We start from the raw sequence: 25,091 nt of genomic DNA, 5'->3' as shown, positions 1-25,091 counted from the left end.
GCCGCCCGCAGATGCCTGGGCCTGCCGCCGCTCTCCCCAACGGTGGGTGCGAAACCAGGTGGCCGGATCGGTATGGGCTCGTTTACGGTGGCGCCGACTCTTGACGGGAGGGCCACATGGCAGGTGCACGTCGACACGGGCAGGTGCTGATCTTCGATGCCGACGACACGCTCTGGGAGAACAACATCGTCTTCGAGCGGGTCATCGAGGACTTTCTGACCTGGATGGCGCACCCGACTCTGGAGCGCACCGAGATCCGTACGATTCTCGACGACATCGAGCGGGCCAACGCGGTCGTGCACGGCTACGGCAGCAAGGTCTTTCTGCGTAGTCTCGCCGAGTGTTTCGAGCGGCTGCGGGAGCGGCCAGCCACGGCCGCCGAGCGGCGGGGGATCGAGGAGCTGGCCGTCGCCCTGGTCGAGCACCGGGTGGAGCTGATGCCGGGGGTGGCGGAGGCGTTGGACGAGTTGGCCGGTCGGCACGAGCTGTTCCTGCTCACCAAGGGCGACCGGGAGGAGCAGCAGCGGAAGCTGGACGCCTCGGACCTGCTGCACCACTTCCGGGCCGCGCACATCGTGCCGGAGAAGGACGTGACCACATACCGGTGGCTGGCCAACGAGCACGATTTCGCACCGGCTCGGGCCTGGATGATCGGGAACTCGCCGAAGTCAGACATTCTGCCGGCCCGCGCGGCCGGGATGAACGCCGTCTACGTTCCGAACGAGAACACCTGGGTGTTGGAGCACGACGCGCTGGACCACGGCGACGCGGCGGTGCTGCACGTCACCGCCTTCCCCGATCTGCTGCACCACTTCTGATGGCAGAGCGCTCCGCCACTTCTGACGGGCGGAGCGCTCACACCGCCGTGCCGCGGACGATTGCCACCGCCACCCGACAGAACTCGTCCATGTCGGGCTGGAACCCGGCCGCGATGTCTGGGTGCAAGCCGGCGCGGGTCTCATCCAGCAGCCGCTGGCAGACCTGCTCGACCGGCTCGCCGTCGTAGCTTTCCCGGACTCGGTCGGTGGCGGCCTGAAGCGCCGAGGTCAGCTGCTCCTCCAGTGGGCCGCGCAGCTTCTTCTGCACTGCGTCCCGGGGCTCCAGCGTGACGTGTGGCTCTGACATCGGCGCTCCCTTCCTCGGTGACCGGGTACCCCATCGTCGCCGTCGGTTACACCGCGGCTGGCACGGCGGCGACCCGCACCTCGTACGAGTAGTCCTCCGCCGGTTCCTCCCGGTACGTCATTGTTCTGATCTGCCGGTCATCGTCGTAGAGTGCGACGTCCACCAGGACGCCGAGGTGGGCCAGACCGATGCTGGCCACCCGCTTCTTGTCCTGCAGCACCGCACACACCCCGCCGAGTAGCGTGCTGGCGTCGGATGTGCGATGCCCCGGCGGGCAGCGCAGCACGAGGTCCACTTCGATCGGCCCGGACAACGGGGTCCAGCCGGTGTGCTGAGCCGCCGCACAGGCTGCTTCAAGTAGGGCGCGGACCCTCGTCGCCTGCCGATGGCCGGCGGCGAAGATGGACAGCGCCTCGGTTTTGACCGGTGGCAGGCCGCTCACCTTGACGGTCAGGGCGACAGCGCGGGTGTCCTGCACAACGGCACCTCCTTGTTGCCGACGATCCTGCCCAATCAGCGACGCAGCGGTGAGGGTTCTCCGGAAAACCGGCCGATCGGGCGGGCAGGGTTGGCCGAGGCGTGTCGACGTCGCTGGCGAACGCGCAGGTAAGGCTAGTCCACCTGGCGCGCTCTGGGTAACTGTTCGCTCACTCGATGAGATTCTGCCCGACTAGGATGCGGTCGCGGCAGCGGTTCGGACGAACTCCACGATCACCTTGCCGAGCTGCTCACCCGCGTCTTCCTGGAGGAAGTGCCCGGCTCCCTCGATCACTGGATGGTCGATTCCGGCTGCACCCGGCACGGTACGGCGCAGTACCGGTGCCATCCCCCCGGTGATCGGATCCTGGTCGCTGAACGCCACCAGGAACGGGCGCTCCCAACGGGAGAGTTCGGTCCAGGCGGCGCGGTTGGCGGTGCTGGCCGGATCGTCTGGTGCGGTCGGCACCAGGGTGGGCATGGTGCGGACGCCGGCGAGGTAGGACTCGTCTGGGAACGGCGCGTCGTAGGCCGCCAGCTCCGCCGCGGTCAGCTCGCGCTGGCAGCCCGACTGCACCAGGCGGGACACCGTCAGCTCGGGGGCCGTCTCGACCATCTGCCGGAACTGCCACCAGAGCTCCGGCATCGCCTGGTCACCGGTGGGGAGCCCGGTGTTGGCGGCCACCACCCGGGCGAAGCGGTCCGGGTGCTCGCCGACCAGACGGAGCCCGATCAGGCCGCCCCAGTCCTGCCCGACCAGCGTCACCCCGGTCAGGCCCAGCTTGTCGAAGGCGAACCTGCGGATCCACTCGACGTGTCGGGCGTAGCTGTGCTCGTTGCGCTCGGCCGGCTTGTCGGACCGGCCGAAGCCGATGAGATCCGGCGCGATGGCCCGCAGCCCGGCGTCGGCGAGCACCGGGATGACCTTCCGGTACAGGAATGACCAGCTGGGTTCCCCGTGCAGCAGCAGCACGGGTTCCCCGTCCGCTGGGCCGGCCGTGACGTAGGCCATCCGTACGCCGTCCAGGTCGACGTAGTGGGGCTGGTAGGGAAAGTCGGGCAGGTTGGTGAACCGGCTGTCCGGCGTACGCAGTGCAGACATGACAGTCAATATCGCACAGTGCGTCGGTGTGCGGTCACCGCGCTCAGCAGACCCGGGCCGACCGGGGTACGGCGTCCGCTCCCTCCCGTTCGATGGTGGTGAGGCTGTCGATCGTGGTGGCGGCGATGTTGCGCATCGCATCCTCGGTGAAGAAGGCCTGGTGACCGGTGATCAGCACGTTGGGGAAGGTGTTGAGCCGGGAGAAGTCGTCGTCATCGAGGACCCGGTCGGAGAGGTCCTCGAAGAACAGGTCGGTCTCCTCCTCGTACACGTCGAGACCGAGATAGCCGATCTGGCCGCTCTTGAGCCCGTCGATCACCGCTCGGGTGTCCACCAGCGCACCGCGACTGGTATTGATCAGCATTGTGCCCCGGCGCATCTGGGCGATCCGTTCGGGGTTGATCAGGTGCTCGGTGTCCGGGGTGAGCGGGCAGTGCAGGGTGATCACGTCCGAGTCGCTCAGCAGGCGGTGCAGCGGCACGTACTCGATCCCCGCCGCGGTCACCGCGTCGTCGGGGTAGGGGTCGCTGGCGATGACCCGGCAGCCGAACCCGGACAGGATGCGGGCCACACAGAACCCGATCTTCCCGGTGCCGACGACGCCGACGGTCCGGCCGTGCAGGTCGAAGCCGAGCAGCCCGGTGAGGGCGAAGTTGTGCTCCCGGACCCGGTTGTAGGCCCGGTAGACCTTGCGATTGAGGGCGAGGATCAGGGCAACCGTGTGCTCGGCCACCGCGTACGGGGAGTACTCCGGCACCCGGACCACGGTGAGGCCGAGTCGGCGGGCGGTGGCCAGGTCGACGTGGTTGAAGCCGGCGGAGCGGAGCGCGATCAGGCGGACGCCATCCGCGGCCAGCCGCTCCAGGACCTCGGTGCCGAGGTCGTCGTTGACGAACGCGCAGACCGCTGCTGCGCCGCTGGCGAGCTTGGCGGTCTGCGGGGTGAGTCGGGGCTCGAGGAATTCCAGTTCGTGGCCGTCGGCCGGGTTGGCCGCCGACAGGAATTCCCGATCGTATGGTTTCGTGCTAAACACCGAAACGCGCATTTGGCACCTCCGGTGACCACCGTACGACTTGCCTGGTGGGCCGCATACAGCGGGTAGTCAACTGGGATTACCGGACGAGATGGAACAAAGAGGAAGTTTCCCCGTTAATGATACGGTTCGGTGTGTCGTTCCGCCTACGCTTTCCTCGGCTGCCCGGCCGTGGTGTCGCGTCGGCGGGGAACGGCGGTCGGCCGCCGCGTGGGCTGACGTTGGTCGCGGCCGCCGCGTGCATCTTCATCGTGCAGCTTGACTTCTATGCGTTGAGTCTCGCGTTGCCGTCGATGGCGGCGGAGTTGGGGACGACCACCACCGATCTGCACTGGGTGGTCAGCGGCTACATCCTGGCCCAGGCGGCGTTCCTCATCCCTGGTGGCAAGCTCGGCGACATCCTCGGTCGTCGGCGCATCCTGGTCGCGGGTTTGGCGATCTTTGGCATGGGGTCGCTCGGCGCCGGCCTGGGCTCCGATCCGCCGATCGTGATCGCCTTTCGGGTGGTGCAGGGGATGGGCTCGGGCATCGTGTACCCCCTCGCCTTCGCGGTGATCACCGAGGCGTTTCCGGGGAAGCGGGCGAAGCGGGCGATCGGTAACGCCTACGGCATCGGGGCGGTGGCGTTGGCGTTGGGGCCCCTGCTCGGTGGTGGCTTCACCGAGCTGGTGAGCTGGCGCAGCGTGCTCCTGGTGAACGTGCCGCTCTGCCTCGTGGCCATCGTTGCCGCCATCGTCTGGCTGCCGGAGTCACGCGACCCCACGGTGTCGCGTCGGATCGACCTGGTGGGTCTGGTCGTGGTGGTGCTCGGGATTGTGGCGATCACCGTGGCCGCCGACCGGATGAACGCCTGGCGACCGGTGGTGGCCACTGCCGTCGCTGTCGGGGGACTGGTGTTGCTGGCCGCGTTCGTGCTTCGGGAGCGAGTAGCCGAAAGTCCACTGATCAGGCTTGACCTCTTCCACGACACCACGTTTGTGGTGGTGACCCTGATGGGGCTGGTCGCCAACATCGCCCTGGTGGTCACGATCTTCGCCACGACAATTCACCTACAGCAGGTCCGGGGCTACTCGCCGTTCGTCGCGGGCCTGGCCGTCTGCATCGCCTCGATCAGCGGTGGCATCGCCAGTCCGTTCGCGGGTCGGCTCAGCCAACGGGTCGCGGTGCGTCGGTTGATCGCCGCCGCCATCCTGGTCGGCGCCCTCGGCCTGCTCGTGGTGGCCTTCGGTGGCGCCATATGGCCGTATCTGATCAGTCTGGCAGTCGCGGGGTTCGGCTACCGGATCGGGTTCACCGTTACCACTCTGGGCACGCAGGCGATGGTCCCGGCCGAGCGGGCCGGCGAGGCATCGGGGGTGACGTTGTCGATTCTCTTCGCCGGCTCGGGCATCGCAGTCGCGGCGGCCGGCACAATGATCGAGCAGGGCGACCTCGCCGCTGGCATCATGCGGGTTCTCCTGGGGACAGCGGCTGGTAGTGCCGTGGCCGCGGTGCTGCTGGCCCGGCTGCCCCGATCCACCTGACCGCGAAGCAGCCTGGGACAGCGGGGCCCAGGCTGCGTGCTGAATGGGTGCATCTGTCGCCGGACCAGCCGCCGAAGTCCGCGCCGCAGGCTGGCTGCGCCACGAGATCTACACCATCTGGAGGACCGTTCCCAGGCCGTGAACCGGGCCTTCGGTCCGCGGCAGGATCAACGTGCGAATCTTCAGCGAAACTCCGCCGACGTCGTCCCGGGGGCTGTCGCCGACCATCAAGGTGTGGCTGCCTGGAACGTTCAGCAGTTCCAGCGCGTGGGCAAAGATCGCCGGGTCAGGCTTCACCAGGCCCACCTCGAAGGACAGCACTACACCGTCGAGTAGAGCACTCACACCAGCTCGGTCGAGGAACGAATGAATGTCCAGCCCAATGTTGGATAGCATCACAGTTCTGACGCCGCGCGACCTAAGTTCTTGAAGTACCGGGAGGGTGTCGGCGAACGGCACCCACTGATCCGTCATTACTGCGTATAGTGCGGCTATCAGATCGGGTTTGATGCCGGGATACAGCGAGACCGTCCTGCTAAAGACGTCCCAATGGCGCTCCTGGCTGAGATCGCGCTCGCTTCCAGGGTCGATCGTGTGGGTATGCTGCCCAATCTGGTCAAGATGCGCAGACAGGCCGGTGATCTGGCTGGCGCTCAGATTCGGCTCCGCGTTTCCTTCCTCCGCCAGACGACGAAGAGCGGCCTCGATCCAACGACTGGAGTCGCCGCCCTGGACCAGCGTGGAGTGGAAGTCAAAGATGACCCCTCTGATCGGTTCGGGCGCCCTGTTGATATGCATGCCGCAGCCTATCCGCCGCGCGCCCTCGGCTCCGCGTCAGACGTGGCCCATCTCGGCTCAGGCGTGACGGACGGTCGAGGGGCGGCCGAGGGGCGCGGCGAGCGGCGGGGCGGCGACGCGCATTCCGCGCGGTCGGCGCACCGCAGGTTCGGCAGCGGGACAGCCACGACACAATCGCCCGCTGCGCGTACTTGTCAGGGACTGTCTGTTGCACTCCTTTGGCATTGGCAGCATTGTCGCATTCAACTTTCGTCGGTAATCTTCTCGGCGGCGAGAATTCCGGAAAGGGAAGCGATTAATTGTGCGTGCACTGCTGGGTAATCGCACCTATCGTTGGCTTTTTGCTGCTCAGACGGTCGCGCTCATCGGCAGCGGTTTGGCGACAGTGGCGCTCGGGCTGCTCGCCTACGATCTCGCGGGCGCGCGGGCCGGAGCGGTCCTCGGGACGGCGCTGACCATCAAGATGGTCGCCTACGTGTGCGTGTCGCCCCTGGTCGGGGCGGTGCTGGACCGGGTGTCACGGGGTGCGGTGATGGTGGGCGCGGACGTGGTTCGGTTCGGGGTCGTCCTGCTGCTGCCGTGGGTCGAGGCGATTTGGCAGATCTACCTGCTCATCGCGGTGCTACAGGCCGCGTCCGCCATTTTCACACCTACCTTCCAGTCCGTGCTCCCGGATGTCATTCCGGATGAGGGGGACTACACGAAGGCGCTCTCCGCGTCGCAGCTTGCGGTCTCCCTGGAGAATATCGCCAGCCCGCTCATCGCCGCCACGTTGCTGCTCGTCCTGAAGTTCACGGATTTGTTTGTGGGGACGGCGGTGGGGTTTCTCGTCTCCGCGTTGTGTGTCGGCGCGGCGACGGTGCCCAGGGCGCAACGTAGCAGCCGGGTCCGGTTCTCCGAGCGCCTCTTCACCGGGATGCGCATGTTCGTGGCCGCGCCGCGGCTGCGGGCGGTTCTGGCGCTGAACATGGTCGTCGCTGGCTCTGGTGCCATCACGCTGGTCAGCACGGTCAACGTGGTGCGCGACCTGCTGAACGCCACCGAGGCGCAGGTTCCACTCCTGCTCGCCGTCTCCGGCCTTGGCGGCATCGCGGCGGCGTTCGGCGCGCCGCTGCTGCTGCGTCGGCGTACGGATCGAGGTGTGCTGCTCATCGGCACTGTCCTGGCTCTGCTCGCCCTCTCCGGGGCGCTGCTGCTGTCGATGGTGCCGTCCTGGCCGTTGGCGATGGTTGTCTGGCTGCTCATCGGCTTCGCCGGTGGCCTGATTGTCGTCACGGTCAACCGGGTGTTGCGCGCCTCGGTGGCGGCCGCCGACCGGCCAGCGTTGTTCGCCGCCCAGTTCTCCCTGTCCCACCTCGGTTGGTTGCTCACCTACCCCCTCGTCGGCTGGGTTGGCGCGGGGGCCGGCTTGACCGTGGCGTGGGCGCTCCTGGCGGGCGTGGTGCTCGCGGCGGGACTCACCGCCCTCCGATTCTGGCCCGCTGGCCTTCCCGACGTCTTCCGGCACCAGCATGGCGTCAACGCTGATCGCGCGCACCTGGTCGACGCCGAGTGGAATGGAGTGGCGTGGGTGCACACCCACCGGGTGATGATGGACGCCAACCACACTCGATGGCCCCAGCCGACGTGACTAACGAATATGATCATGGTAATCACTGCTATTGCTGGACATTAATCGAACGCTCGTTTAGCATGTCGGGTGTGTCCGATGAGTCACGGCCGAGAGACGACAAGTCCTCCACAAAGAGCCGCATCCTTACTGCCGCTATCACTCTCTTCGCCGATCAGGGCGTGGCGGCCACCGGGGTTCGTGCCATAGCGGCGGCAGCCGACGTCCACCCATCATTGATCATTCATTACTTCGGTACGAAGGACGGGCTACGGGTGGCCTGCGACAAGCATGTCGCGGCCTTCGTGCGGGAGCACAAACAGAAGGTGATGAGGGCCGGAAGGTTCGACCCGGCGGAGCTGCGTGACCTGAGTGATGGGCCGCCGCTGCTGCGATACCTGGCCCGGGCGCTGGCGGACGGCTCCCCGCACACGGCCGCGCTGGTTGACGAGATGGTCAATGACGCGGTCGACTACCTCGCCGAAGGAGTCGCGTCGGGCTTGATCCGACCGACGGATCACCCCTACGAACGGGCGGCGCTCCTCGCGATCTGGTCCCTGGGCGCACTCGCACTCCACGAGCATGTGCGGCGGCTGCTCGGCGTCGACCTGACCAGCCTCGACGGTGGGGCGGCGGTGAAGTCAACCTACGGGCGCATTGCGTCGGAGCTACTCGGTAGCGGGATCTTTCGCACCTGATCAATTGTTTCTCACACCCCTGAGGCGGCGAACATGGATCTGACCCAGACGCTCGGAAAAATCCTTGCGCTGTATCTACTGACCTCCGGAGTCGCGTTTATCGTGGCCACCGAGTTCTATCTGCGACTCACCCAGCGGGCCGACCGGTCGGATCTGATGGCGGTGAACATCTCCGGCATGGTGCACCTCTTCGTCGGCTTCGGCGTACTGGTCACCCACTTCGAGTGGGGTGGCTTGGCGGAGGTCCTGGTGACTCTCCTGGGTGTCTTCTTCACCCTGCGCGGTATCAGCTACTACTGGATCCCCCAGCTGGTGCTTCGACCGGCGGAACAGGGGCGCGGGTCAGCGCAGGGGCTTCGGGTGATGGGGGCCGGCTTCATCGGCTACGGCGCGCTCCTGGGCTACCTCAGCTTCTTCGGCTGAACCAGTACGGGAAGCGCGTCGGGTCGGTGCCGCCCAGTCTGGCGGCACCGACCCCGTACCGTCCACGCCTGGATCGGATCAGCAGAACAAGGGAGTAATTTTCGTATAAATGGTATGTTTCGGTGTGTCGTTCCGTCCGCGTCTGCCCCGGCCCCACGGCCAAGGTGAGGCATCGGCGGGGGATGCGGGCCGACCACGGCGCCGGCTGACCCTGCTTGCGGCTGCTGCGTGCATCTTCCTCGTGCAGCTTGACTTCTATGCGTTGAATCTCGCGTTGCCGTCGATGGCGGCGGAGTTGGGGACGACCACCACCGATCTGCACTGGGTGGTCAGCGGCTACATCCTGGCCCAGGCGGCGTTCCTCATCCCTGGTGGCAAGCTCGGCGACATCCTCGGTCGTCGGCGCATGCTGGTTGTCGGCCTGCTCATCTTTGGGGCGGCTTCGCTCGGCGCCGGCCTGGGCTCCGATCCGCCGATCGTGATCGCCTTTCGGGTGGTGCAGGGGATGGGCTCGGGCATCGTGTACCCCCTCGCCTTCGCGGTGATCACCGAGGCGTTCCCGGGGAAGCGGGCGAAGCGGGCGATCGGTAACGCCTACGGCATCGGGGCGGTGGCGCTGGCGTTGGGGCCCCTGCTCGGTGGTGGGGTCACCGAGTGGCTGAGCTGGCGCAGCGTACTTCTGGTGAACGTGCCGCTCTGCGTCGTCGCCATCGTTGCCAGCGTTGCCTGGCTGCCCGAGTCGCGTGATCCGACGGTGTCGCGGGCGATTGACCTGGCTGGTCTGGTCGTGGTGGTGTTCGGGGTCCTCGCGATCACCGTGGCCGCCGACCGGATGAACGCCTGGCGACCGGTGGTGGCCACTGCCGTCGCTGTCGGGGGACTGGTGTTGCTGGCCGCGTTCGTGCTTCGGGAACGGGTAGCCGAAAGTCCACTGATCAGGCTTGACCTCTTCCACGACACCACGTTTGTGGTGGTGACCCTGATGGGGCTGGTCGCCAACATCGCCTTCGTGGTCACGATCTTCGCCACGACAATTCACCTACAGCAGGTCCGGGGCTACTCGCCGTTCGTCGCGGGCCTGGCGGTCCTCGCCGCCTCGATCAGCGGTGGCGTCGCCGGTCCGTTCGCGGGTCGGCTCAGCCAACGGGTCGCGGTGCATCGGTTGATCGCCGCGGCCACCCTGGTCGGCGCGGCTGGCCTGGTCGTGGTGGCGTTTGGCGGGGAAATCGGGCCGTACCTGCTCGGTCTGGCGGTCGCCGGGTTCGGCTACCGGACCGGCCTTACCCTGACCAACCTGGGTACGCAGGCCATGGTCCCGGCCGAGCGGGCCGGGGAGGCATCCGGGACCACGCTCTCGATCCTCTCCGCCGGCTCGGGTGTCGCGATCGCGGCGGCCGGCACGCTGATCGAGCAGGGCGACCTCGCCACCGGCATCATGCGGGTTCTCCTGGGAGTCGCGGTCAGTAGCGCCGTAGCCACGATGCTGCTGGTCCGGATCCCCTGACCCACCTGACCGAGCTACGCCGATGCCCGGTGGCCAGCGGCGACTCCACGGTCGGGGCGTTGGCGCCCGCGCTACCGGCGCGGCACCAGGTGCCGCAACTCCCGCAAGGGCGCCCGTTCCTGCACCGAAACGTCGTTGACGACGATCTCCCGGTCGAGGTTGGGTAGCTCCTCCGAGTCACCACGACGGAACTGGGCCAGCAGGTTGGCTGGGCTGGTGCCCGGGACCGCCCAGCCCTGCTGCTGCAACCGTGCCCAGACGGTGTGCATGATCTGTGCGGACATCCGGCCCAACGCCTCGGTGTCCTGGTGGCGGTGTTTCCGGATGCCAAGGTCAACCTGGGACAACGCGTCCAGGCCGACCAGTCCCAGCAGGTCAACCAGCATTGCCGTCTCCACCCCGTAGCCGGTGACGAACGGTAGCTGTTCCAGTACCTCACGTCGACCTGCGTACTCGCCGGCCAGGGGCTGCACGAAGCCGGCCAGCTCCGGCCAGAACAGGTTCAGCAGCGGCCGGACCATCAGCTCCGTCACCCGCCCGCCCTCGTTGTCCTCCTCGGGGCCGGGCTGATCTTCCAGCGGTCGGTGGTAGAAGCCCTTGACGAAATCGATCGATGGGTTGGTGAGGAGCGGGCCGAGCAGGCCACGTACGAAGTGCGGCCGGAATTCGCGCAGGTCAGCGTCGACGAAGGCAACGAGGTTACCGTCGGTGGTGGCCAGGCCGGCCCAGAGCGCGTCGCCCTTGCCGGCCAGCCGAGGCAGGCCCTTGGTGATCTCGTCCTGGCTGACCACCTCGGCGCCGGCGGCCCGGGCCACCTCAGCGGTGCGGTCGGTGGACCGGGAATCGACCACGACCAGCTCATCCACGAGGGGTACCTGCTCCATCAGGTCTTCGCGGATCGTCGAGACGATCGGCCCGGTAGTCGCCTCCTCGTTGTAGGCGGGTAACACCACGCTGACCCTGTTCTCCCCCTTCGCCTCCATCAGCCGCTCGATGTGCCAATCCTGTGCCGATGACGTCCGAGATTTGGTCCATGCGTCGACAACCGGTGAGACGGTCGGTTCTGTATCCCGCACTGGCACCCCCGAGTCCTGGCAGCACGCGCGGGTGGACTTCCCTTTCGTGTGTCGGTTAACCCGCGCGGCGCAGGGGGCGGATCAGGCGAGGCGGCCGGTCGTGTTGCGGGGCGTCGCCGCCGGTCAGGCGCCCTGGCGGCTCCCCACGGCCAGCAGGTCGCCCAACAGGTCGGCGAGGACGTCCACGCCGTCCGGGCTGAGCACCGACTCGGGGTGGAACTGCACCCCGACCACGCTGGCGCCGCGCAGCGCGTGTACCGCGCCGTTCGTGTCGTCCCGGGCCACCTCCACCGGGCCGTACGGGGTGTGCAGGTGATCGGTGTCCGCTCGCGCGGTGAACGTCGAGTAGAAGCCGACTCGCCGCCGGACGCCGAAGACCTGTACCTCCCGCTGCAGCCCCTGGTACGGGGCGTCCCGTCGGTGCAGGGGCAGCCCGAGCAGGCCGCAGAGCAACTGGTGACCGAGGCAGACCGCGAGGGCCGGCTGGCCGGTGGTGAGGAGTTCGGTGAGCAGCCGGCGCAGCGCCGCCATCTTCGGCTGGGCCAGCTCCGCCGGGTCGCCGGGCCCCGGGCCGACCACCACCAGGTCGTATCCGTCACGGGGGCCGGGCGCGTCCCACGGCCGCACGGTAACGGTGAGGCCGAGCGCGCGTAGCTGGTGGGCGAGCATACCGGTGAAGGTGTCCTCCCCGTCCACGATCAACGCCCGGCGGCCGGTGAGCCCGGGCCGGCCGGGGTTCTCCTCCGGCCGTTGGTCCAGCCAGAACCGGGCCAGCGGTGCGTTGCGGGCGGCCAACGCCGCGCGGACCGCTGGGTCGTCGGCGAGCCGGGGCGCCGCCCCCGCGGCTGCGTCGGGCGCCTGCGGGCCGAGGCCCAGCGCGGCGAGCACCGCGGCGGCCTTGGCGTGTGTCTCCGCGACCTCCCCGGCGGCGACCGAGTGCCGGACCAGGGTTGCCCCGACCGACACCCGCAGCTCGCCGGCGGGGGAGAGCTCAGCGGTACGGATCAGGATCGGGGCGTCGAGGGTCTGCTGGCCGGTTGCGTCCCGACCGAGCAGCGCCAGCACCCCCGCGTAGTAGCCGCGCCCGGTGCGCTCGTGCCGCGCGATGACCCGGCAGGCGTTCTCCATCGGGCTCCCGGTCACCGTGGGGGCGAACATGGTCTCCCGCAGCACGTCGCGGACATCCTTCGAGCCCCGCCCCGCCAGCAGGTACTCGGTGTGGGCGAGATGGGACATCTCCTTCAGGTACGGGCCGACCACCTGGCCCCCACGCTCGGCCACGGAGGCCATCATCTTCAGCTCCTCGTCGAGGACCATGTACAGCTCCTCGACCTCCTTCGGGTCGGCGAGGAAGCGCAACAGGTCAGCCCGGTCGGCGGTCGCGCCGGTGTGGCGGAAGGTGCCGCTGATCGGGTTCATCAGGACCAACCCGTCGTCCACGCTGACGTGCCGCTCCGGGCTCGCCCCCACGAGCGTCCGGGCCCCGGTGTGCACGACGAACGTCCAGTAGGCGCCGCGTTCGCGCAGCAACAGCGAGCGCAGCGCCGCCAGCGCCGCCCGCAGCGGCGTGCCCTGTACGGTGGCGCGCATGGTGCGGTGGATGACGAAGTTGGCACCCGCTCCCTGGCCGATCTCGTCGGCGAGGACCCGGTCAACGGTGGCCGCGTACTCCTCGTCGGAGCTGTCGAAGCCCGCGTTGTGGGTGACCACCGGGGCGTCCGGCAGCGCCGCCAGCGCCGCCGGGAGGTCGATCTCTTCGTGCTGGTCGATCACCAGGCACTCCAGTGGGGCGCCGTCGTCAATGCAGTCGAAGCCGCGTTCGCTCACCTGCCGGTAGGGCACCAGCGCGAGGGTGGCCGGCCCCGCTGCCCCGGTTGGTACCGGGATGTCGCTGAGTCGTTCTACCACCCGCACCGACCCGGTGTAGAGGTCGAGGTGGTCAGCGCCTTCGCGGCGGATGAGCGCGAACGGGCCGGGGTCGGTGCCGGCCGCGACGGCGGCGAGTAGCGGGGGAAGGTGGGTCATCGGGTCTCCTCGGTTCCGGTGCCACCCGAGGGGCGCCCGGTGCCGGTCAGAGACCGACGGCCGCCTCAACGGGCGGCCGCGTGACGCTACGCGCGGAGGGTGGCCGCCGGGTCGGCGGGCCACCAGCAGTGCAGGTGCGCGAGCATGCGCACCACCCTACGCGCTCACCGCCGGGGGGCGGAAGCGAGGGCTTCACCCGGCCCGGCCGGATAGCGTGACCGACGATGACCACACTCGCGCTGGACCTGGGCACCTCCTCGGTACGTGGCCTGGTGCTCGACGAGGCAGCCCGGCTGCTGCCCGGGGCGCTGGCCCGGCGGCGGGTGCGCCTCGCCGTCGGCGAGGATGGTGCCGGCACGCTGGATGCGCGGGACTACCTCGCCCGCCTGGGGCAGTGCCTGGACGAGTTGGCGGCCGGCGGGCACCTGGACGGAGTCGAACTGGTGGCGACCTCCGCGCAGTGGCACTCGGTGGTCGCGCTCGACGCCGACGGCACCCCGATCGGCCCGGTGCTCACCTGGCTGGACACCCGACCGGCGCCGGCGCCCGGGCAACCCGGCCCGGCCGACCCGGAGGCCTTCCACCAACGCACCGGCACCTGGTGGCACCGCTGCTACTGGTCAGTCCGCCTGCCCTGGCTGCGGGCGCGAGTCGGTCGCCACGCCACCCGCTTCGCCGGGCTGGCCGAGTACGCCCTCGGCGTGCTGCTGGACCCGGTCCCGATGTCGGTGTCGCAGGCCTCCGGCACCGGCCTGCTCGACCTCGGCACGATGGACTGGGACCCGGAGGCGTGTGCGCTGGCCGACACCGGCCCGGGCGAGCTGCCGGAGTTGGCACCGGTGGGCTGGCAGGGTCGGCTGCGCTCGGAGTACGCGCGCCGCTGGCCGCCGCTGGCCCGGGCGCGGTGGGCGGCCCCGATCGGCGACGGGGCCGCGTCGAACATCGGTTCGGGCTGCGTCGATCCGGGCCGGGCGGCGGTGACGGTGGGCACCTCGGCAGCGGTCCGGGTGGTGCAGGCCGTCGCGCCGGGGGAGCCGCTGCCCCGGCTTGTACCGAGCCTCTGGCGGTACCGGGTTGACCAGCGACACATCGTCACCGGAAGGGCGTACTCCGCCGGCGGCAACCTCTTCGCCTGGGCCAACCGGGAGCTGCGGCTCCCGGACCGGGCCGAGCTGAACGCGGCCCTGGCCCGGGTGCCCGTCGTCGGTGGGGGGCCGGTGGCGAACGTCTGCTTCGGCGGCGACCGGCCACCCGGACTGGCTTCGGCGGGTTCCGGAGCGTTGACCGGGCTTGGCTTCGGCACCACTGCCGTGGAGATCCTAGCCGCCCTGTTGCGGGGCGTGAGTGAACTGGTCGCGGTGGACCTGGCCGTCCTGGAGTCGGAGCTGGGCCCGCGGCCGGTCGAGGTGGTCCTGGGCGGCGGAGCGATGGCGGCGTCCGAGTGGTGGCGTCGAGCCTTCGCCGTGGCCCTCGCGCCCCGGTCGGTCTGGCATCAGCGGAACCCGGAGATCGGCGCGACCGGCGCGGCGCTGGTGGCACTCGGTCGGATCGGCGATGCGGCCGGGGTGGCCGACCTGGACCGGACCGGCGAGCTGACCGCTCCTTCCTGACCACCGCGCCACCGACGCCGGTGAACCGATCCCCGGGTGGGGCGTGGGCTGTGCCCCGCGCTCAGAACCCGCCCGCCGCGATCACCTCGCGGTACCAGTGCGCGCTGCGCTTGAGCACCCGACGCTGGGTGGGGTAGTCCACGTAGACCAGCCCCCAGCGCTGGTCGTAGCCTTCGGCCCACTCGAAGTTGTCCAGCAGCGACCAGACGTGGAAGCCCTCCAGCGGCACCCCGGCGGCGATGGCGCGATGCGCGGCCGCCAGGTGGTCGCGGAGGAACTGGATCCGCCCGCCGTCGTCGACTGTCCCGTCGGCGGCGTGGGTGTCGGGGGTGGGCAGGCCGTTCTCGGTGACGGTCAGCGGGATCACGCCATAGTCCCGGGTGACCCGGGTGAGGATGTCGTACATGCCCTCGGGGTAGATCTGCTGCCAGGAGGCCTCCGAGGTGGGCCAGCGTTGCACGGTTGTGCCCGCGGCGGTGACGTAGTACGGGGTGTAGTACTGCACCGCCAGGAGGTCAACGGGAGCGGAGATGATGCCGAGGTCGCCGTCGTGGATGCCGCGGACCATGCGGTGGTCGGGGCCGAGGTCGTCGAGTACGTCCTGGGGGTAGCGGCCGGTGAGCGCCGAGTCGAGGTAGAGCCGGTTCTCGTAGCCGTCGTAGCGCCAGGCGGCCTCGGTCGCACCGGGGGAGGAGTCGGCCGGGTAGCACGGGTGCAGGTTGAACGCCGGGCCGATGCGCCCGGTCCCACCGACGGCCCGGTACGACCGAACGGCGAGCCCGTGCGCGAGTTGCAGGTGGTGCGCGACCAGATATGCGGCCTGCGGGTCCTGGTGGCCGGGGGCGTGGTGGCCGGAGAGGTAGCCGTTCTGCACGACGGTTTTCGGTTCGTTGATGGTCAGCCAGGTCGGCACCCGGTCCCCGAGGGCCCGGAAGACGTGTTCGGCGTAGTCGGCGAAGCGGTAGGCGACCTCTCGGGCCTCCCAGCCGCCCCGGTCCTGGAGGGCCTGGGGGAGGTCCCAGTGGAACATCGTCGCCACCGGCTGGATGCCGCGGTCGTGTAGTCCGTCGACCAGCCGGCGGTAGAAGTCCAGTCCGCGCTGGTTGGGCGCACCCGTGCCGTCGGCCTGGATGCGGGGCCAGGCGATGGAGAACCGGTAGCTGCGCAGGCCCAACTCGGCCATGAGATCGAGGTCCGCGTCGTACCGGTGGTAGTGGTCCGCGGCGATGTCGCCGGTGTCGCCGTTACGGGTTCGTCCGGGGGTGTGGCTGAAGGTGTCCCAGATCGACTCACCCCGCCCGTCCTCCTTGGCCGCACCCTCGATCTGGTACGCGGAGGTGGCGGCTCCCCAATCAAAGTTGGGCGGAAAGCGCAGGGTGCCCGCCGACTGGTGCTCCGAGTTGGCGGGCTGCGCGGTGTGGGGGAGTGTCGACATCGGGAGAGTCTCCTCTGCTAGTTCTGAACCGGACCGGGAGCGCTCCCAGAGACAGGGTACGCCTCCGGTCCTCCCGGCGGGAGCCCGGGAGCGAGGGGATTCTGGGCAGCGCGTGCGGCGACGCGCCCCGGCCGCGCTGTCACCGGAGTGCGGAATGGGGGCGGGGGAGGGCGGCCCCCACCCCCATCAGTGCTGGACACGCCGGGTCGGACGGTGGCGTCTGGCCGTGCGTGTCACGTGGGGGAGCCGGGTCACGCGAGTGGCTTGTGGAGTCACCTCCTTCCACTGCGGAAACGAGAGTCGAGTGGAAGCGCTCCCAATTTCTGGTGCGACTGTAACGTCTCGTAACCGCTTTGAGAAAGTAGCTTCACAAAGTTGAAATATCTAACTGAGTTGATGCGACAGTCCTCTTGTGGGAGCGTTTCCAGTCGTGGCAGGCTGGTGGTGGAGCCGCCGTCGCGGGAGCGCGGGGCCGAGGGCAGCCGGGAAGTCCGGTGCGGCACCCCGAGGTGGACGGATGCCCGTCCACGCCACGTCACCGGCCCTGGCCTTGGCCGGGGGTCCACACCCGGGTGCCTCGCCCCGCAGGAAGAACGGCCAGGTGCCCCGCCGGAGTCTGGGCTCCGGCCTGGTCCGAGGAGACACCGCGCATGAGACCCATGAACCGACGCCGCGGCTGGGCGACAGTCACCGCGGCGGTGCTTGCGGTAGCCAGCGGGGCGGTCCTGCCCGCGCAGGCCGCGTCGGCCGCGCCGACCTGCGACGTCGGCTACACGACCAACGACTGGGGCGACGGCTTCACCGCGAACCTCACTCTCACCAATCTCGGTGACCCGATCACGGGCTGGACCCTGCGGTTTTCCTTCGCCGGCGACCAGACCATCACCCACGGCTGGTCGGCGCAGTGGAGCCAGAGCGGCAACGACGTCACCGCCACCAACGAGTCGTGGAACGGTAGTCTCGGCACCGGTGGCACCGCGCAGATCGGCTTCAACGCCGCGTACAGCGGTACCAACGCCGACCCGACCTCGTTCTCCGTCAACGGCGTCCCCTGCGGCGGTGCGCAGCAGCCGCCGACGGTCTCGCTGAACGTGCCGCCCGGGCCCTTCGAGGCACCGGCCGACGTGCCGCTGACGGCCACCGCCAGCGACCCGGACGGGAGCATCAGCAAGGTCGACTTCTACCGCAACGGTCTGTTGGTCAACACCGACACCACCGCCCCGTACGCCCACACGCTGCCGGGTCTGCCGGCCGGCTCCTACACCGTGCAGGCCAGGGCGTATGACGACACCGGGCTCAGCGCCATCGCGGAGCGGTCCTTCACCGTCGCGCCCGCCACCGGCCCGCAACTGGTCGCCACCCCGGCCACGGTGGGCGTACCGGAGGGCGGCAGCGCCACCGTGACGCTGACGTTGAGTGCGGCACCGGCCGTGAACGTCCAGGTGGGCCTCGCCCGTACCGGTGACTCCGACCTCACCGTGGCCCCCACCTCGCTGACGTTGACCACCGGGAACTGGAACACCGGTGTTGACGTGACCGTGTCGGCGGCCGAGGACGCCGACACGGCCGGGGGCAGCGCGACGATCACCGCCTCCGCCGCCGGCCTCGCTGACGTGACGATTGCCGCGACGGAGATTGACAACGACACTCCCGGCGGTGACAACGAGTACATCGCGCGGTTCCTCACCCAGTACGGCAAGGTCAAGAACTCCGGGTACTTCAGCCCCGAGGGGGTGCCGTACCACTCCATCGAGACCCTGATCGTCGAGGCGCCGGACCACGGTCACGAGACCACGAGTGAGGCGTTCAGCTTCTGGCTCTGGTTGGAGGCGCAGTACGGCCGGGTGACCGAGGACTGGGCGCCGTTCAACAACGCCTGGACGGTGCTGGAGAACTACATCATCCCCTCCCCCGCCGACCAGCCGACCGCGGGCGCTCCCGGCACCGCGCAGTACGCCGCCGAGTACGACCTGCCCAGCCAGTACCCGGCGCAGCTGCAACCGAGCGTCCCGGTCGGTCAGGACCCGCTGCGGGCCGAACTCCAGTCCACCTATGGCACCGGTGACATCTACGGCATGCACTGGTTGCTCGACGTGGACAACACCTACGGCTTCGGCCGCTGCGGCGACGGCACCACCCGGCCGGCGTACATCAACACCTTCCAGCGCGGGCAGCAGGAGTCGGTCTGGGAGACCGTCCCGCAGCCGTCCTGTGAGACCTTCACCCATGGCGGGCAGTACGGCTTCCTGGACATCTCCGTCCAGGAGCAGAACGCGCCGGCGAAGCAGTGGAAGTACACCAACGCGCCGGACGCCGACGCCCGGGCGGTGCAGGCCGCCTACTGGGCGCTGACCTGGGCCACGCAGCAGGGCAGGGTCGCGGAGGTGGCGGACACCGTGGCCAAGGCCGCCAAGCTGGGCGACTACCTGCGGTACGCGATGTTCGACAAGTACTTCAAGCAGATCGGCAACTGTGTCGGGGCGTCCACCTGCCCCGCCGGCAGTGGTCGGGAGTCCGCGCACTACCTCCTGTCCTGGTACTACGCCTGGGGCGGCGCGTACGAGCCGGGTCAGAACTGGTCGTGGCGGATCGGCTCCAGCCACAACCACTTCGGCTACCAGAACCCCTTCGCCGCCTGGGCCCTGACCACCGTGCCGGAGCTCGAGCCGAGGTCGCCGAGCGCGTCCACCGACTGGGCCCAGAGTCTGGAGCGGCAGTTGGAGTTGTACACCTGGCTCCAGTCCGCCGAGGGTGCGATCGCCGGTGGCGCGACCAACAGCTGGGGCGGTCGGTACGGCCAGCCGCCCGCGGGCACGCCGACCTTCTACGGCATGTTCTACGACGAGAAGCCGGTCTACCACGACCCGCCGTCGAACCAGTGGTTCGGCATGCAGGTCTGGTCGATGCACCGGATTGCCGAGCTGTACCTCGAGACCGGTGATGCCCGGGCCGAGGCGTTGCTGGACAGGTGGGTGCCGTGGGCGATCGCCAACACCACGCTGGGCGCGGACTGGTCGATTCCGGCCGAACTCACCTGGACGGGCCAGCCGAACACGTGGAATCCGGCCACCCCTGAGCCAAACACCGACCTGCACGTCGAGGTGACCGAGACCGGCCAGGATGTGGGTGCCGCTGCCGCCTACGCCCGGACCCTGACCGCGTACGCGGCGAGGTCGGGGAACGTGGCCGCGAAGAACACGGCCAAGGGGCTGTTGGACGCGCTACACGCCGCCAGTGATGCCCTGGGTGTGTCGACGGTGGAGACGCGGGGCGACTACGAGCGCTTCGACGATGTCTACGACGCCGGCACCGGTCAGGGCCTCTACCTGCCGCCGGACTGGACGGGCACGATGCCCAACGGCGACGTGATCGAGACGGGGAGGAGTTTCGTCGAGATCCGGTCGTTCTACCTCAACGATCCGGACTGGCCGAAGGTCCGGGCGTATCTGGACGGCGGCGCCGAGCCGACGTTCCGCTACCACCGGTTCTGGGCTCAGGCCGATGTCGCGATGGCGTACGCCGACTTCGGGCGGCTCTTTCCGAACGACTGACCATGGCTAGATTCAGGATAGAACCGTACATTTAACCCCCCGAATCACTGGGTGGATCCGCGAGGAGGCGGGGTGGTCCGGGGTGCCCGATCAGCCTGGGCAGGGGATGCCCGATTGGTCGGAGTACGCGCAATCTGCAAACTGGCCGAAATAAGTGTGCCCCCGGGAGCGCGGAGCGGATCCCGACGGGGTAATGTACGTCACCGGAGAGGCCGCTCCCCCCGTGGCGGCCTCTCCCTTTCTGTCTAGCCCGGGCTGCCCGCCGACTCGCGCCGGGGTGCCTGTTCGGTCTGCGGCGCCGGTTCGGTCTGCGGCGCCGGTTCGGTCTGCGGCGATGCTTCGCCCGGGAGCACCGGATGCCGTAGCCCTGGATGGCCGGCCGGCAGTGAACGGCGTACCACCACCCAGCTCACCCCGAGGACGGCCGCCACCAACGGCCAGCTCAGCGCCACCCGGGCCACGCTCAACGCGACCACCTGGCCGCCGAGCCACAACGGCAGGAACACCGAAACCCGCAGCAGGAAGCTGGTGGTCCAGACCCAACTGCCGCGCCCGTAGGCCCGCAGGAGCGCCGGGTCCCGGCGCCATCGGGTCCGCTGTCGCAGCACAACGCCGACGACCACTCCCAGTAATGGCCAGCGGATCACGATGCTGACCATCCAGACGAGTGCGCTCGCCGCGTTCGCGACGAGTTGCACCAGGAAGAAGTCCTCGGCTCGTCCGGTCCGAAGCGCGATCAGCGCGCCGACGCAGACGGCGAGCAGGCCCACCAGAACTGACCGGGGTCGATGTCCACGGCGCCATCGCCAGCCCGCCACAGCCGCGCCGGTCACCAGCGCCGCGCCGACTCCGATCTGCAGCGACTCCCCGCCGAGCAGCCAGCCGGCCGCGAACGCCACCGGCGGCACCGTGGCGTCGATCGCGCCACGTCGTCCGCCGAGTAGGTCGGTGAGGGACTCCGGCTCTGGCGTCGGCGTCTGGTGTTTCGCACTGTCGCCCACGTGCTCCCCTCCCGTCGTCGCGACCAGCACGGTCGACCGGGTCGCGGGGGCGAACCGGTAGACCGATCCCCAACCTAGTACGGCAGCGGCAGCGGGTGATCAGGTGGTGACTTCCCCCTTGTCGCCTATTGTCCGCGCTGCGGGCGAAGTTCCTCTTTCCAGTGTGCTCGGGCCGCACGCCAGTGCCGGTCCACGCTGTTTGCCCCAGTACGGTGATTTGGGCCACGCATGTGGTGGCAATCGGACATAAGGTGCTTCCAGGTCGAGCAAGTTCAAGGTCGATGCGCTTGCCAAATAATCGAAACATGTGAATACTTCGTTGCATCCTGGCCGTTAGCCCCGCTCGGCCGGGGTTGATTCACCGGCCCCGCCGCCCTCGGCGTGGCCCTTCCCCCACCCCCCAACGGAGGTGTCACATGCGACCTACGAGGTTTATGTTGCGTCGTGTCGCGGCGGTGGCCGCGGCCGGAACCCTGGTGGTCGGAGCGCTCATCGGCAGCCCCGCGCAGGCGGCAGCCCCCAACGCGTCCCCGGAAGCCGCCGCTGATCTCGCCGAGCGGCTTGGCGACCGTTCAGCCGGCGTCTATGCCGATGCCGACGGCACCGTCATCGTCACGGTGACCGACGCTGCTGCCGCCCAGCAGGTCAGCACCGCCGGAGCCACCCCGAAGATCGTCAAGCGTGGTGCCGCGGAGTTGCAGCGTGCCACCGCGGAGCTGGAAAGCTCAGCCAAGATCCCCGGCACGGCCTGGTGGACGGACCCGGCGACCAACCAGGTCGTCGTCTCCGTCGACAGCACGGTGACCGGTGCCAAGCTGGCGCGGGTCGAGGCCGCCGTGGCCCGCAGCGGCGGTGCGATGCGCATCGAGTCGGAGGCGGGTGTGTACAGCACCCGGATCGCCGGAGGTCAGGCGATCTACGGCGGCGGCGGTGTGTGCTCGCTCGGCTTCAACGTCCGCAGTGGCAGCAACTACTACTTCCTCACCGCCGGGCACTGCACCGACGTCATCTCGAACTGGTACTCCAACAGCTCGCAGACCAACTACCTCGGCTCCACCGCCGGGTCCAGCTTCCCCGGCAACGACTACGGCATCGTCAGCCTCAGCGGCCAGGAGCCGGGCTCGGTCTACCTCTACAACGGCACCTACCGGGACATCACCTCCGCCGGTAACGCCTTCGTCGGCCAGTCCGTGCAGCGTTCCGGTCGGACCACCGGTCTGCGCAGCGGCTCGGTCACCGGCCTCAACGCCACCGTCAACTACGCCGAGGGCACGGTTCGTGGCCTGATCCGTACCAACGTCTGCGCGGAGCGGGGCGACAGCGGCGGCTCGTTGTTCAGCGGCTCGACCGCGCTCGGCCTCACCTCCGGCGGTAGCGGCAACTGCTTCTTCGGTGGCACGACCTTCTTCCAGCCGGTCGTTGAAGCCCTGAACGTCTACGGCGTCGACGTCTACTGATCCCGCCGACTGTGGCGGGGCGCCGGACGCCATCCGGTGGCCCGCCACAGTCGACGATCAGCAGCTCAGAACGGGTAGTGCAGCAGAGGGCCCGGCTTCCTCTCGGGAGGCCGGGCCTTCTCTCTGGCTGCTGGTCAGCGCTGTTTGGTGTAGGTGACGAAGCTGCGCCATGCCGCCGGGCCGAAGGTGAGGGCGGGCCCGGTCGGGTCCTTGGAGTCCCGCACACCCACGACACCCGGAAGGTTGTCGGCAACCTCCACACAGTTCCCTTGGCCCGAGCTCCGGCCGGACTTGCGCCACATCGCGTCACTGAGCCTAGTCATAGTACTTCTCCTTGATCGTGAGTAGGGCTTTCCGGGAGTCGTCGGCGTCCAGCGCCTGTGCGGTCAGCGAATTCCAGGCGTCGGCGTACGTTCGCACCTCCGCTATGCGATCGAGGTAGAGGGCGCCGGACAGCCCCTCATTGTAGACCGTGGTCGGCTCGGCGGGGCGTAGCCCGATTTTGGGGAAGTCCAGGATGACAAAGCTCCCCGAGGTCACCACCTGGCTGAGCTTGCCGCCGAGGGGCATCACCCGCACGGAGATGTTCGGGGTCGTGCTGGCGTCGAGCAGTCGTTCGATCTGCGCACGCATCCCGGGCACGTTCTTGTGTAGGAGCGCCTCTTCCAGGACGACGTCCAGGATTGGGGCGGCGGGCCGCTTTCGGCGCAGCAGGCGCTGCCGCTCGGCGCGTAACTCCACGAGCTTCGCCACCTCCTCCGAAGGAAGGTCCGGCCTGGTGCGGATGGCCTGCTCGGCGTACGTCGGCGTCTGGAGCAGCCCTGGCACGACAGCATGCTCGTAGGTCCGGATCCGGCTGGCCGCTGACTCCAATCCGACATACAGCTCGAACCAGCGGGGGATCGCCTCGCCGTAGGAGTGATACCAGCCCTTGCTCTTCGACTCCTTGGCGAGGCTCTTCATGACTTCCGTCATCTCGGCTGACGTTCCATACAGCCGGCACATTTGATCAACGTCCAACACGCGGATGGGCGCCTGCCCCGACTCGATGCGATACATCTTGGCGCGGGACCATTCAAGATCAGCGGCAGCGGCTTCCAGCCCTATGTTGGCCTGTTCCCGTGCCTGTCGAAGCAGCCTGCCAAGTTGCCGCCTCGGCACTGTCGATCCGACGTCGGTCATTGGTGGGTGTCTCCCTGTCTCATCCTGATGCGCTGGCGGGGCATGTCATGAGATGGCATTCGCATCATTCCCTAAAAGCATCGTCCTGCATAGAGGTTCTTAGTCCGAGACATTGCATCCGAGATCGATTGCGCTGATCGTGGGCTACAGGGCAGTGGGGAAGCCGCCGCCCGGGTAGAGCAAGCACCGCAGTATGCCTTTCAAACAGGAGCACTCATGAAAGCAGCTACTGAATACCAATCACTCGACCGGCTGCCGCAGCGTGCACGCCGAACCGCGCCGCCTGGCTCGACCAGTAGCGGTCAGCTCGCGGTCGTGACCGGAGTCGATTCGGAGCAACGGCCGCTCCTCGGCAGTGTTGTCGGCTGCGCTGGTGTCGGCCGGGCCCGCCCGAGCGACGACGTGCTTGCGGCCGTGCTGGCGGGGCTACGGAGGCTGTGATGGCCGACGACAACAACCCTGCCGAGGTGCGGGCCAACCATGATCCGCACGGGGCGCCGCCGTTGGCCGATGGTGATCGAGTACGGCGAGCCGCCCCGTCGGTGCACACCCCGCCACCGACCACCAGGCAGAAGGCGGTGGCCATCCTCATCGTGGTGATCGTCGTCGCTGCCATGGTGATCGGGGCGCTGCGGTGACCGCCCGGCCGGTGAATCGTCCGCCATCGGTCGGCCGGGCGGTCGGTGTAGCCCAGGTCGGCTATCCGCCGACGGTTGATGAGTACGCGCTACGCGTGGTCCTGCTCGCCGCGTTGGCGCGAATCCGGGCCTCCTGATGGCGAACGAGCGGCATCTGCCGATGCGGCCCTTGTGGGGCTGTGACACCTGTCGGGCTGAGTGGCCCTGCCCCGCTGCTCGCCGCACCCTGCTGGCCGAATACCACGACGACCGCGTCGCGTTACGCATCTACCTTGCGGCGCTGATGGCGGAGGCCGAGGCGCACCTGTCGCAGGTTCACCGAAACGCGGATCTGTATCGCCGGTTCCTGGCTTGGGCGTAGCTGTGTGGGGGGGGCAGGTCAAGCCCGGCGAGCTCGGCGGCGCGCGCGGAAGAAGGCGTTGGTGGAATTCTTGTCGTCCCACCAGGCCCAGGGAACGGGGGTCATGTACCGGCCGATCGAGGCGAAGACCGGCGCGGCGTCGGCGTCGCGTCCGGTACGGGCCAGCCCGTAGGCCAGGAAGTTCACGTCCGCGAGCCACTCGGCGTGTCGGCTGGCCGGCTGGTGGAACCAGCGGTGCAGCGCGGTGTCCAGATCCGACTGCATGGTCGGGTCCTGCCGCCATCGTTGGCCGATTGCCTCGGCGGTGCCACTGTATTCACGATCTTGTTCCCAGAGAGCCCACTCGCAGGCGGCCCGCACCGGCAGCAGGTGGAGCGGCGATCCGGGTGAGGCCGTGGCGGCGACCGACCGCGCAAAGTCGAACATCGCCTGGTGCGAGCCGCCCCAATTTCTGCAGTGGGAG

General features: G+C 68.9%; 25 protein-coding genes. 13 read left to right on the top strand and 12 right to left on the bottom strand.

From position 1 onward, the window contains the following. Positions 1-116 precede the first annotated feature (116 nt). Positions 117-818, top strand: a complete 702-nt coding sequence (locus tag SALPAC6_RS0100410; RefSeq protein ID WP_018251466.1) for an HAD family hydrolase — start codon at positions 117-119, stop codon at positions 816-818. Positions 819-855: 37 nt separating this feature from the next. Here SALPAC6_RS0100410 and SALPAC6_RS0100405 read toward each other — a convergent pair whose 3' ends face one another. The 4 genes from SALPAC6_RS0100405 to SALPAC6_RS0100390 all read right to left on the bottom strand — a co-directional run bounded on the left by SALPAC6_RS0100405 (position 856) and on the right by SALPAC6_RS0100390 (position 3,749). Further along, on the bottom strand, positions 856-1,125 hold the full coding sequence (locus SALPAC6_RS0100405) for a hypothetical protein (protein ID WP_018251465.1): 270 nt from the start codon (positions 1,123-1,125) through the stop codon (positions 856-858). A 46-nt stretch (positions 1,126-1,171) separates the two neighbouring features. Next, positions 1,172-1,603, bottom strand: a complete 432-nt coding sequence (locus tag SALPAC6_RS0100400) for a RusA family crossover junction endodeoxyribonuclease (protein ID WP_018251464.1) — start codon at positions 1,601-1,603, stop codon at positions 1,172-1,174. A gap of 192 nt (positions 1,604-1,795) precedes the next feature. Then, on the bottom strand, positions 1,796-2,704 hold the full coding sequence (locus SALPAC6_RS0100395) for a haloalkane dehalogenase (RefSeq protein WP_018251463.1): 909 nt from the start codon (positions 2,702-2,704) through the stop codon (positions 1,796-1,798). Between the two features lie 43 nt (positions 2,705-2,747). Continuing rightward, complete coding sequence (locus SALPAC6_RS0100390) at positions 2,748-3,749, bottom strand: 2-hydroxyacid dehydrogenase (protein ID WP_018251462.1); 1,002 nt, start codon at positions 3,747-3,749, stop codon at positions 2,748-2,750. Positions 3,750-3,856: 107 nt separating this feature from the next. Between SALPAC6_RS0100390 and SALPAC6_RS0100385 the strand changes: the two genes are divergently transcribed. Beyond that, positions 3,857-5,260: an MFS transporter gene (locus tag SALPAC6_RS0100385; RefSeq protein WP_018251461.1), complete on the top strand. Its 1,404-nt coding sequence runs from the start codon at positions 3,857-3,859 to the stop codon at positions 5,258-5,260. Positions 5,261-5,368: 108 nt separating this feature from the next. Here SALPAC6_RS0100385 and SALPAC6_RS0100380 read toward each other — a convergent pair whose 3' ends face one another. Further along, entirely contained in the window at positions 5,369-6,058 is a 690-nt protein-coding gene (locus SALPAC6_RS0100380) for an HAD family hydrolase (protein WP_018251460.1), read from the bottom strand. Positions 6,059-6,359: 301 nt separating this feature from the next. On the opposite strand from SALPAC6_RS0100380, the gene SALPAC6_RS0100375 reads away from it, so the two are divergent. From SALPAC6_RS0100375 to SALPAC6_RS0100360, 4 genes are all read left to right on the top strand, one after another. Further along, positions 6,360-7,688, top strand: a complete 1,329-nt coding sequence (locus SALPAC6_RS0100375) for an MFS transporter (RefSeq protein WP_018251459.1) — start codon at positions 6,360-6,362, stop codon at positions 7,686-7,688. Positions 7,689-7,750: 62 nt separating this feature from the next. After that, entirely contained in the window at positions 7,751-8,365 is a 615-nt protein-coding gene (locus tag SALPAC6_RS0100370) for a TetR family transcriptional regulator (protein ID WP_033667137.1), read from the top strand. Between the two features lie 33 nt (positions 8,366-8,398). Continuing rightward, positions 8,399-8,788: a hypothetical protein gene (locus SALPAC6_RS0100365; RefSeq protein ID WP_018251457.1), complete on the top strand. Its 390-nt coding sequence runs from the start codon at positions 8,399-8,401 to the stop codon at positions 8,786-8,788. A 109-nt stretch (positions 8,789-8,897) separates the two neighbouring features. Further along, positions 8,898-10,292 carry an MFS transporter gene (locus SALPAC6_RS0100360; RefSeq protein WP_026189192.1) on the top strand — a complete coding sequence of 465 codons (1,395 nt, stop codon included), beginning with the start codon at positions 8,898-8,900 and terminating at the stop codon, positions 10,290-10,292. Positions 10,293-10,363: 71 nt separating this feature from the next. Here the strand turns inward: SALPAC6_RS0100360 and SALPAC6_RS0100355 are convergent, their stop codons facing one another. Both SALPAC6_RS0100355 and SALPAC6_RS0100350 read right to left on the bottom strand, forming a co-directional pair. Beyond that, a complete protein-coding gene (locus SALPAC6_RS0100355) occupies positions 10,364-11,368 on the bottom strand; it encodes a glucosyl-3-phosphoglycerate synthase (protein WP_033667135.1) in 1,005 nt (334 codons plus the stop codon). A gap of 123 nt (positions 11,369-11,491) precedes the next feature. Further along, positions 11,492-13,393: an anthranilate synthase family protein gene (locus SALPAC6_RS0100350; protein ID WP_018251454.1), complete on the bottom strand. Its 1,902-nt coding sequence runs from the start codon at positions 13,391-13,393 to the stop codon at positions 11,492-11,494. Between the two features lie 224 nt (positions 13,394-13,617). On the opposite strand from SALPAC6_RS0100350, the gene SALPAC6_RS0100345 reads away from it, so the two are divergent. Next, a complete protein-coding gene (locus tag SALPAC6_RS0100345) occupies positions 13,618-15,003 on the top strand; it encodes an FGGY family carbohydrate kinase (RefSeq protein ID WP_018251453.1) in 1,386 nt (461 codons plus the stop codon). Between the two features lie 61 nt (positions 15,004-15,064). Here the strand turns inward: SALPAC6_RS0100345 and SALPAC6_RS0100340 are convergent, their stop codons facing one another. Next, entirely contained in the window at positions 15,065-16,438 is a 1,374-nt protein-coding gene (locus SALPAC6_RS0100340; RefSeq protein WP_018251452.1) for a GH1 family beta-glucosidase, read from the bottom strand. Between the two features lie 659 nt (positions 16,439-17,097). On the opposite strand from SALPAC6_RS0100340, the gene SALPAC6_RS0100335 reads away from it, so the two are divergent. Continuing rightward, the gene (locus SALPAC6_RS0100335) at positions 17,098-19,989 is read left to right on the top strand and encodes a glycoside hydrolase family 48 protein (protein ID WP_018251451.1); all 2,892 of its coding nucleotides are present in this window, start codon (positions 17,098-17,100) and stop codon (positions 19,987-19,989) included. Between the two features lie 245 nt (positions 19,990-20,234). Here SALPAC6_RS0100335 and SALPAC6_RS0100330 read toward each other — a convergent pair whose 3' ends face one another. Next, positions 20,235-20,990, bottom strand: coding sequence for a DUF3159 domain-containing protein (locus SALPAC6_RS0100330; RefSeq protein WP_018251450.1), 756 nt, complete (start codon positions 20,988-20,990; stop codon positions 20,235-20,237). Positions 20,991-21,406: 416 nt separating this feature from the next. Here SALPAC6_RS0100330 and SALPAC6_RS0100325 point away from each other — a divergent pair, with 416 nt between their 5' ends. After that, positions 21,407-22,447, top strand: coding sequence for a S1 family peptidase (locus SALPAC6_RS0100325; protein WP_026189191.1), 1,041 nt, complete (start codon positions 21,407-21,409; stop codon positions 22,445-22,447). 134 nt (positions 22,448-22,581) lie between these two features. Here SALPAC6_RS0100325 and SALPAC6_RS0100320 read toward each other — a convergent pair whose 3' ends face one another. After that, the gene (locus tag SALPAC6_RS0100320; protein ID WP_026189190.1) at positions 22,582-22,770 is read right to left on the bottom strand and encodes a DUF397 domain-containing protein; all 189 of its coding nucleotides are present in this window, start codon (positions 22,768-22,770) and stop codon (positions 22,582-22,584) included. Next, positions 22,763-23,629 carry a helix-turn-helix domain-containing protein gene (locus SALPAC6_RS0100315; protein WP_018251447.1) on the bottom strand — a complete coding sequence of 289 codons (867 nt, stop codon included), beginning with the start codon at positions 23,627-23,629 and terminating at the stop codon, positions 22,763-22,765. Before SALPAC6_RS0100315 ends, SALPAC6_RS0100320 begins: the two co-directional genes overlap by 8 nt. Positions 23,630-23,845: 216 nt before the next feature. On the opposite strand from SALPAC6_RS0100315, the gene SALPAC6_RS0100310 reads away from it, so the two are divergent. Genes SALPAC6_RS0100310 through SALPAC6_RS0100295 form a run of 4 tightly spaced genes read left to right on the top strand, consistent with a single transcriptional unit; the run spans position 23,846 to position 24,628 of the window. After that, a complete protein-coding gene (locus SALPAC6_RS0100310; RefSeq protein WP_018251446.1) occupies positions 23,846-24,070 on the top strand; it encodes a hypothetical protein in 225 nt (74 codons plus the stop codon). Then, entirely contained in the window at positions 24,070-24,267 is a 198-nt protein-coding gene (locus SALPAC6_RS0100305; protein ID WP_018251445.1) for a hypothetical protein, read from the top strand. The genes SALPAC6_RS0100310 and SALPAC6_RS0100305 overlap by 1 nt, the downstream gene beginning before the upstream one ends. 11 nt (positions 24,268-24,278) lie before the next feature. Then, positions 24,279-24,404, top strand: a complete 126-nt coding sequence (locus SALPAC6_RS30665; protein WP_263404705.1) for a hypothetical protein — start codon at positions 24,279-24,281, stop codon at positions 24,402-24,404. Then, positions 24,404-24,628, top strand: coding sequence for a hypothetical protein (locus SALPAC6_RS0100295; RefSeq protein WP_018251443.1), 225 nt, complete (start codon positions 24,404-24,406; stop codon positions 24,626-24,628). Before SALPAC6_RS30665 ends, SALPAC6_RS0100295 begins: the two co-directional genes overlap by 1 nt. An 18-nt stretch (positions 24,629-24,646) precedes the next feature. Here the strand turns inward: SALPAC6_RS0100295 and SALPAC6_RS29840 are convergent, their stop codons facing one another. Further along, on the bottom strand, positions 24,647-25,054 hold the full coding sequence (locus tag SALPAC6_RS29840) for a hypothetical protein (RefSeq protein WP_223874410.1): 408 nt from the start codon (positions 25,052-25,054) through the stop codon (positions 24,647-24,649). Positions 25,055-25,091 lie beyond the last annotated feature (37 nt).

This window comes from Salinispora mooreana, from assembly GCF_000379065.1.
Classification (GTDB): Bacteria; Actinomycetota; Actinomycetes; order Mycobacteriales; family Micromonosporaceae; genus Micromonospora; species Micromonospora mooreana.
The sequence above is the reverse complement of the archived record's forward strand: the minus strand, read 5'-3'. Positions and strand labels throughout refer to the sequence as shown.

Bases quoted from the DNA above. Each gene is read 5' to 3' on its own strand.
- SALPAC6_RS0100410 (WP_018251466.1), top strand. From the start codon at position 117: ATGGCAGGTGCACGTCGACACGGGCAGGTGCTGATCTTCGATGCCGAC.
- SALPAC6_RS0100295 (WP_018251443.1), top strand. From the start codon at position 24,404: ATGGCGAACGAGCGGCATCTGCCGATGCGGCCCTTGTGGGGCTGTGAC.
- SALPAC6_RS0100380 (WP_018251460.1), bottom strand. From the start codon at position 6,058: ATGCATATCAACAGGGCGCCCGAACCGATCAGAGGGGTCATCTTTGAC.
- SALPAC6_RS0100405 (WP_018251465.1), bottom strand. From the start codon at position 1,125: ATGTCAGAGCCACACGTCACGCTGGAGCCCCGGGACGCAGTGCAGAAG.
- SALPAC6_RS0100325 (WP_026189191.1), top strand. From the start codon at position 21,407: ATGCGACCTACGAGGTTTATGTTGCGTCGTGTCGCGGCGGTGGCCGCG.
- SALPAC6_RS0100315 (WP_018251447.1), bottom strand. From the start codon at position 23,629: ATGACCGACGTCGGATCGACAGTGCCGAGGCGGCAACTTGGCAGGCTG.
- SALPAC6_RS0100370 (WP_033667137.1), top strand. From the start codon at position 7,751: ATGTCGGGTGTGTCCGATGAGTCACGGCCGAGAGACGACAAGTCCTCC.
- SALPAC6_RS0100395 (WP_018251463.1), bottom strand. From the start codon at position 2,704: ATGTCTGCACTGCGTACGCCGGACAGCCGGTTCACCAACCTGCCCGAC.
- SALPAC6_RS0100320 (WP_026189190.1), bottom strand. From the start codon at position 22,770: ATGACTAGGCTCAGTGACGCGATGTGGCGCAAGTCCGGCCGGAGCTCG.
- SALPAC6_RS0100335 (WP_018251451.1), top strand. From the start codon at position 17,098: ATGAACCGACGCCGCGGCTGGGCGACAGTCACCGCGGCGGTGCTTGCG.
- SALPAC6_RS0100385 (WP_018251461.1), top strand. From the start codon at position 3,857: ATGATACGGTTCGGTGTGTCGTTCCGCCTACGCTTTCCTCGGCTGCCC.
- SALPAC6_RS0100310 (WP_018251446.1), top strand. From the start codon at position 23,846: ATGAAAGCAGCTACTGAATACCAATCACTCGACCGGCTGCCGCAGCGT.
- SALPAC6_RS0100340 (WP_018251452.1), bottom strand. From the start codon at position 16,438: ATGTCGACACTCCCCCACACCGCGCAGCCCGCCAACTCGGAGCACCAG.
- SALPAC6_RS29840 (WP_223874410.1), bottom strand. From the start codon at position 25,054: ATGTTCGACTTTGCGCGGTCGGTCGCCGCCACGGCCTCACCCGGATCG.
- SALPAC6_RS0100360 (WP_026189192.1), top strand. From the start codon at position 8,898: ATGGTATGTTTCGGTGTGTCGTTCCGTCCGCGTCTGCCCCGGCCCCAC.
- SALPAC6_RS0100390 (WP_018251462.1), bottom strand. From the start codon at position 3,749: ATGCGCGTTTCGGTGTTTAGCACGAAACCATACGATCGGGAATTCCTG.
- SALPAC6_RS0100365 (WP_018251457.1), top strand. From the start codon at position 8,399: ATGGATCTGACCCAGACGCTCGGAAAAATCCTTGCGCTGTATCTACTG.
- SALPAC6_RS0100350 (WP_018251454.1), bottom strand. From the start codon at position 13,393: ATGACCCACCTTCCCCCGCTACTCGCCGCCGTCGCGGCCGGCACCGAC.
- SALPAC6_RS0100345 (WP_018251453.1), top strand. From the start codon at position 13,618: ATGACCACACTCGCGCTGGACCTGGGCACCTCCTCGGTACGTGGCCTG.
- SALPAC6_RS0100305 (WP_018251445.1), top strand. From the start codon at position 24,070: ATGGCCGACGACAACAACCCTGCCGAGGTGCGGGCCAACCATGATCCG.